The 757-nt window shown below is 67.4% G+C and carries 1 protein-coding gene; it reads right to left on the bottom strand.

Going from position 1 to position 757, the window contains the following annotated elements; translation table 11 throughout:
* Positions 1 to 635: transposase family protein (locus ACFHWY_RS28730; RefSeq protein ID WP_416583363.1), on the bottom strand; the 635-nt coding region annotated here is incomplete at its 3' end.
* Between the last annotated feature and the right edge of the window lie 122 nt (positions 636 to 757).

Genomic DNA, 757 nt, shown 5'->3' on the forward strand with positions numbered 1-757 from the left:
GCGGTCACCGTCACGTCGCGCAGGTCGATCGATTCCAGCAACGCGCGGGCGGTGGCCGGCTCCGTGGTCTTGGCGCCGTCGGTGGGTGCCTGGGCGATGATGACGGCGGCCGGGTCGGGGCCGGGCGAGCCGGCCAGAGCGCACAGCAGGTGCAGTTGTTCACCGTCGGAGCCGATGGCACCGCGCACGGTCTTACCGTCCAGGCGTACCTGTGCCGGTGTATCGCTGCTGGTGCAAGCCTGTTCGCCGGTGCGTAAGCGGTGGGCGGTGGTCCACTCGGCGATCACCGCGTCCAGGACGTCGCCGTCGGTATCGGTGCAGACCCGCCACAGCGTCGACCGCGACGGCCGCCCGCCAGGACGGGCCTCGACACGCGCGTACAGGCCGTCGAGGATCTCGGTGGGCACGTCGGCGACCCAGCCGCTGATCGCGGTGTAGCCCTTCAACCCAGCTACCGTGGCCGCCGCGACCAGCGCGAGCACGACCGCGACCGGATGATCACGGCCTTGATCCTTTCGGCCGTCGGACACGGCGAGTAACAACTCCAGCAGACCGTGACACGAAGGAGCGAACGACACGTCATCAGACAGCGGCGCAGGCGACGGATCGGCAATGAGGGTGGCAGACTGCGACATGACGAAGCTCCGTTTGAACCAGATCTGTGAGAGGACCTGGTCTCAACGGAGCTTCGTCCATATCCGACACGCCGACACGGGCACCATCACTCACAGCCACAATCGATCATGAAACGGCCGTG

It is taken from the genome of Micromonospora sp. LOL_024 (genome assembly GCF_048060415.1).
Taxonomy (GTDB): domain Bacteria; phylum Actinomycetota; class Actinomycetes; order Mycobacteriales; family Micromonosporaceae; genus Micromonospora.